Here is a 5,253-nt window from a genome sequence, read left to right as displayed (position 1 = left end):
GCGTGCATCGTCGCCGCGCTGTTCAATGGCGCGGCTTCTCCTCACGCCGCCGTGCGGCGTGCATCGTCGCCGCGCTGCACGGTGACCGGGTCCCCCGCTAGGTTGGGGGCTGTGGCGACCCGCATCGTGATCCTCGGTGGCGGCCCGGCCGGTTACGAAGCCGCGCTGGTGGCCGCCACCTCCCACCCCGACACCACGCACGTCACCGTGATCGACTCCGACGGCATCGGCGGCGCGGCCGTGCTGGACGACTGCGTGCCCTCCAAGACGTTCATCGCCTCGACCTGGCTGCGCACCGAGCTGCGCCGGGCACCGCGGCTGGGGTTCGACATCGACATCGACGACGCCAAGATCTCGCTGCCGCAGATCCACGCCCGGGTCAAGCAACTCGCCACCGAGCAGTCCGCCGACATCACCGAACAGCTCCTCGGCATGGGCGTGCACGTGGTGGCCGGTCGCGGCGAGCTGATCGACCCCACGCCCGGGCTGGCCTGCCACCGCGTCAAGGCGACCGCCCCCGACGGCAGCAGCAGGGAGTTCGAGGCCGACGTCGTGCTGATCGCGACCGGCGCCAGCCCGCGGGTCCTGCCGTCGGCCCAGCCCGACGGCGAGCGCATCCTGACCTGGCGGCAGCTCTACAACCTCGAGGCGCTGCCCTCGCACCTCGTCGTGGTCGGGTCGGGCGTCACCGGCGCCGAGTTCGTGCACGCCTACACCGAGCTGGGCGTTCCGGTGACGGTGGTCGCCAGCCGGGACCGGGTGCTGCCGTACGAGGACGCCGACGCCGCGGCGGTGCTGGAGGAGGCGTTCTCCGAACGCGGTGTCGAGCTGGTCAAGAACGCGCGAGCGCAGTCGGTCACCCGCACCGAGGGCGGCGTGCTGGTCACCCTGGCCGACGGGCGCACCGTCGAGGGCAGCCACGCCCTGATGACGATCGGTTCGGTGCCCAACACCGGCGGCCTCGGCCTGGACCGGGTGGGCATCGAGCTGGGCCGCGGCGGCTACCTGACCGTGGACCGGGTGTCGCGGACCTCGGTGGCCGGCATCTACGCCGCGGGCGACTGCACCGGCCTGCTGCCGCTGGCGTCGGTGGCCGCCATGCAGGGCCGGATCGCGATGTACCACGCGCTGGGCGAGGGCGTCAGCCCGATCCGGTTGCGCACGGTGGCGGCGACGGTCTTCACCAGGCCCGAGATCGCGGCCGTCGGCGTGCCGCAGACGATGATCGATGACGGGTCGGTGTCGGCCCGGACGATCATGCTGCCGCTGCGCACCAACGCGCGGGCCAAGATGTCCGGCTTGCAACAGGGTTTCGTGAAGATGTTCTGCCGAAAGTCCACCGGCGTGGTGATCGGCGGCGTGGTGGTGGCCCCGATCGCCTCCGAGCTGATCCTGCCGATCGCCGTGGCCGTCCAGAACCGCATCACCGTCAACGAGCTGGCCCAGACGCTGGCCGTTTACCCGTCGTTGTCCGGATCGATCACCGAGGCCGCTCGTCGCCTGATGGCGCACGACGATCTGGACTAGCCTGGTTTCGACACCGTCCTACTGGCGAGTAACCGGGTGAGGAGTCCTCTGCCGTGACCGATCCGATGCACGCGCCCACCGAGTTGGGCTCGCCGGCGTCCGTGCTGGGACCGCAGCACCGCGAGGTGGCCTGGGAGCGGCTGGGCACCGAGCAGTTCGACGTCGTCGTCATCGGCGGCGGCGTGGTGGGGTCCGGCTGCGCGTTGGACGCCGCCACCCGCGGCTTGAAGGTGGCGCTCGTCGAGGCGCGCGATTTCGCGTCGGGCACCTCAAGCCGCTCGTCGAAGATGTTCCACGGCGGGTTGCGCTATCTCGAGCAGCTGGAGTTCGGGTTGGTGCGCGAGGCGCTCTACGAGCGCGAGCTGTCGCTGACCACCCTGGCGCCGCATCTGGTCAAGCCGATGCCCTTCCTGTTCCCGCTGACCAACCGCGTGTGGGAACGGCCCTACGTCGCCGCGGGCATCTTCCTCTACGACCGGATGGGCGGCGCGAAATCCGTTCCCGCGCAAAAGCATTTGACCCGGGCGGGCGCCTTGCGGTTGAGCCCGGGCCTCAAACGCAGCGCGCTGATCGGCGGAATCCGTTATTACGACACCGTCGTCGACGACGCCCGGCACACCATGACCGTCGCGCGCACGGCCGCCCACTACGGCGCGGTGGTGCGCTCCTCGACCCAGGTGGTCGCGTTGCTGCGCGAGGGGGATCGGGTGACCGGCGTGCGGGTCCGCGACTCCGAGGACGGCGCCGTCACCGAGGTCCGCGGCCATGTCGTCGTCAACGCGACCGGGGTGTGGACCGACGAGATTCAGGCATTGTCCAAGCAGCGCGGGCGGTTTCAGGTGCGCGCGTCCAAGGGCGTGCACGTGGTGGTGCCGCGCGACCGCATCGTCAGCGACGTCGCGATCATCCTGCGCACCGAGAAATCGGTGATGTTCGTCATCCCGTGGGGCAGCCACTGGATCATCGGCACCACCGACACCGACTGGAACCTGGACCTGGCCCACCCCGCGGCCACCAAGGCCGACATCGACTACATCCTGCACACCGTCAACACCGTGCTGGCCATCCCGCTGAGCCATGCCGACATCGACGGCGTCTACGCCGGGCTGCGGCCGCTGCTGGCCGGCGAGAGCGAGGAGACCTCCAAGCTGTCCCGCGAGCACGCCGTGGCGGTGCCCGCGCCGGGCCTGGTGGCCATCGCCGGTGGCAAGTACACCACGTATCGGGTGATGGCCGCCGACGCGATCGACGCCGCGGCCCAGTTCGTCCCGGCCCGGGTGGCGCCGTCCATCACCGAGAAGGTCAGCCTGCTGGGCGCCGACGGCTACTTCGCGCTGGTGAACCAGGCGGAACACGTTGCGGCGCTTCAGGGTTTGCACCCCTACCGGGTGCGGCACCTGCTGGACCGCTACGGCTCGCTGATCGGCGACGTGCTGGGCCTGGCCGCCGACAACGCCGACCTGCTCAGCCCGATCAAGGAGGCGCCGGGCTACCTCAAGGTGGAGGCCCTGTACGCCGTCACCGCCGAGGGGGCGCTGCACCTGGAGGACATCCTGGCCCGCCGTATGCGCATCTCGATCGAGTACTCGCACCGCGGCGTCGACTGCGCCCGCGAGGTCGCCGACGTGGTCGCCCCGGTGCTCGGCTGGACGACGCAGGACGTCGAGCGCGAGGTGGCGAACTACTGCGCCCGGGTGGAGGCCGAGATCCTGTCGCAGGCCCAGCCCGACGACGTGTCGGCGGACGAGTTGCGCGCGAGCGCCCCGGAGGCGCGCGCCGAGATCCTCGAGCCGGTGCCGCTGAATTGAGGCCGGCGCCCCTACCCGTGCGGGACGGGCTCGGCCCGGCCCGGGTGCGGCTGCGCGGGGGACCGGTGTTCGCGGAGCTGACCGACCGGTTCGGTGCGCGGGCCGTGAGCGGACCGGTCGTCGACGCCGACGGAATGCCGATCGACGAGGCGACCGTCCTGCTCGCCGGGTCGTACGTGTTTCTGTACCGCGAACTGCCCGACGAGGTGCCCGTCCCCTTTGAGATCCCGGTGCTGCATCGCGACGCGGACATCGTGGTCGTCGACAAGCCGCACTTCCTGTCCACCATGCCGCGCGGGCGGCACGTGGCGCAGACGGCGCTGGTGCGGCTGCGCCGGGACCTGGGCCTGCCGGAGCTGAGCCCGGCCCACCGCCTCGACCGGCTGACGGCGGGGGTGCTGGTGTTCACCGCCCGCCGCGAGGTGCGCGGCGCATACCAGACGCTGTTCTCCCGGGGGTTGGTGCGCAAGACCTACCTGGCGCGCGCCGCCGTCGACCCGTCTTTGGTGTTGCCGCGCGTGGTCCGGAGCCGAATCATCAAGCGCCGCAGGGTATTACAGGCTACCTGCGAACCCGGGCCGCCCAACGCCGAGACACTGGTGGAACTCGTCTCCCCGGACGGCCTCTACCGGCTGACCCCATGCACCGGGCGCACCCACCAACTGCGCGTGCACATGAACTCGCTGGGGGTGCCGATCGACGGGGATCCGTTGTATCCCAACATCATCGACGTGCCGGCCGACGACTTCAGCACGCCGCTGCGGTTGCTGGCGCAGCGCATCGAGTTCGACGATCCGGTGACGGGCGCGCGGCGCGCGTTCGTCAGCCGGCGACCGGGACCGTAATTTCGCTCGGTCTGATCGCTTGCCGGGCGCGCATTCCGGGTGGACAGTCGTACTGAAACTTCGAACGCATCGGAGGGCGCCGGTGGAAATCGTACCGTCGGGCCCGGGCTTCGCGGCGGAAGTGCGGGGAGCCAGCATTCACGACGTCGCGGCATCGCAAGTCGCATACGCGGCGATACGGGCGGCGTTCGAAGAGCATTCGGTCCTGGTGTTCCGCGATCAGGACGTCAGCGACGAAGCGCAGCTCGCCTTCTCCCGCCGCTTCGGCCCGCTGGAGGTCACCAAGGTCGGTTCGGAGGGGCACGGCACCAACCTCGTGATCCTCAAGACCCTCGACGAGACGGGCAGCGTCGTGCCAGAAGGCCACCGCCTTGCCCTGGAGAACAAGGCCAACCAGCTCTGGCACACCGACAGCTCGTTCAAGCGCGTGCCCGCGCTCGCCTCGGTGTTGTCGTCGCGCGTCATTCCGGGCCATGGGGGTGAGACCGAGTACGTCTCCACCCGGCTCGCCTTCGAGCGGCTCGATCCGGCGTTGCGACGCCGGCTGGAAGATTGCTTCGCCTGGCACGAGTACGCCTATTCGCGCGGCAAGATCGCGCCCGAACTGGCCGGCCCGGCCGAGCGCGCGGCGCTGCCGCCGCAATGCTGGCGTCTGGTCTGGCGGAACCCGGTCAACGGCCGCAAGGCGCTGTATCTGGCCTCGCACGCGTACGCGATCGAGGGCATGGCGCCGGAGGCGGGGCGGGAGCTGATCGCCGGGCTGACCGAAGCGGCGACCGCCCAGGAGGCTCGCTACGCGCACGCGTGGCGCGAGGGCGACGTGGTGATGTGGGACAACCGCGCGATCATGCATCGCGGGCGGCCATGGCCGGCGCGGGAGCCGCGCTTCATGGTGCGGACCACGATTTCCGCGACAGCCGCCGACGGGCTGGAGGCCATGCGGTTGTCGTAGCCGGGTGGCATACTCGAATGTATGTTCGATTCGAGGGTGCCGTCGGCGGAGTCGATCGCCGCGTTGGATGAGCACTTCGAGCGGCGCTATCCGTCGGTGACGCCGGAGTCCTCGGCGTTGC

4 protein-coding genes are annotated in these 5,253 nt (G+C 70.6%); all 4 read left to right on the top strand.

The window, feature by feature from the left end; translation table 11 throughout:
• The first annotated feature begins 111 nt into the window (after positions 1 to 111).
• The 4 genes from A9X05_RS00065 to A9X05_RS00050 all read left to right on the top strand — a co-directional run bounded on the left by A9X05_RS00065 (position 112) and on the right by A9X05_RS00050 (position 5,132).
• Positions 112 to 1,527, top strand: a complete 1,416-nt coding sequence (locus A9X05_RS00065; RefSeq protein ID WP_067778333.1) for an NAD(P)H-quinone dehydrogenase — start codon at positions 112 to 114, stop codon at positions 1,525 to 1,527.
• A gap of 53 nt (positions 1,528 to 1,580) precedes the next feature.
• Positions 1,581 to 3,335 (top strand): glycerol-3-phosphate dehydrogenase/oxidase, encoded by a 1,755-nt coding sequence (locus A9X05_RS00060; RefSeq protein WP_067748956.1) that lies wholly within the window; start codon positions 1,581 to 1,583, stop codon positions 3,333 to 3,335.
• Positions 3,332 to 4,180 (top strand): pseudouridine synthase, encoded by an 849-nt coding sequence (locus A9X05_RS00055; protein ID WP_082970830.1) that lies wholly within the window; start codon positions 3,332 to 3,334, stop codon positions 4,178 to 4,180. Before A9X05_RS00060 ends, A9X05_RS00055 begins: the two co-directional genes overlap by 4 nt.
• Before the next feature lie 82 nt (positions 4,181 to 4,262).
• Entirely contained in the window at positions 4,263 to 5,132 is an 870-nt protein-coding gene (locus A9X05_RS00050; RefSeq protein WP_067748962.1) for a TauD/TfdA family dioxygenase, read from the top strand.
• Positions 5,133 to 5,253 lie beyond the last annotated feature (121 nt).

Source organism: Mycobacterium sp. E3298 (assembly GCF_001666895.1).
In the GTDB taxonomy this organism is placed as follows: domain Bacteria; phylum Actinomycetota; class Actinomycetes; order Mycobacteriales; family Mycobacteriaceae; genus Mycobacterium.
The sequence above is the reverse complement of the archived record's forward strand: the minus strand, read 5'-3'. Positions and strand labels throughout refer to the sequence as shown.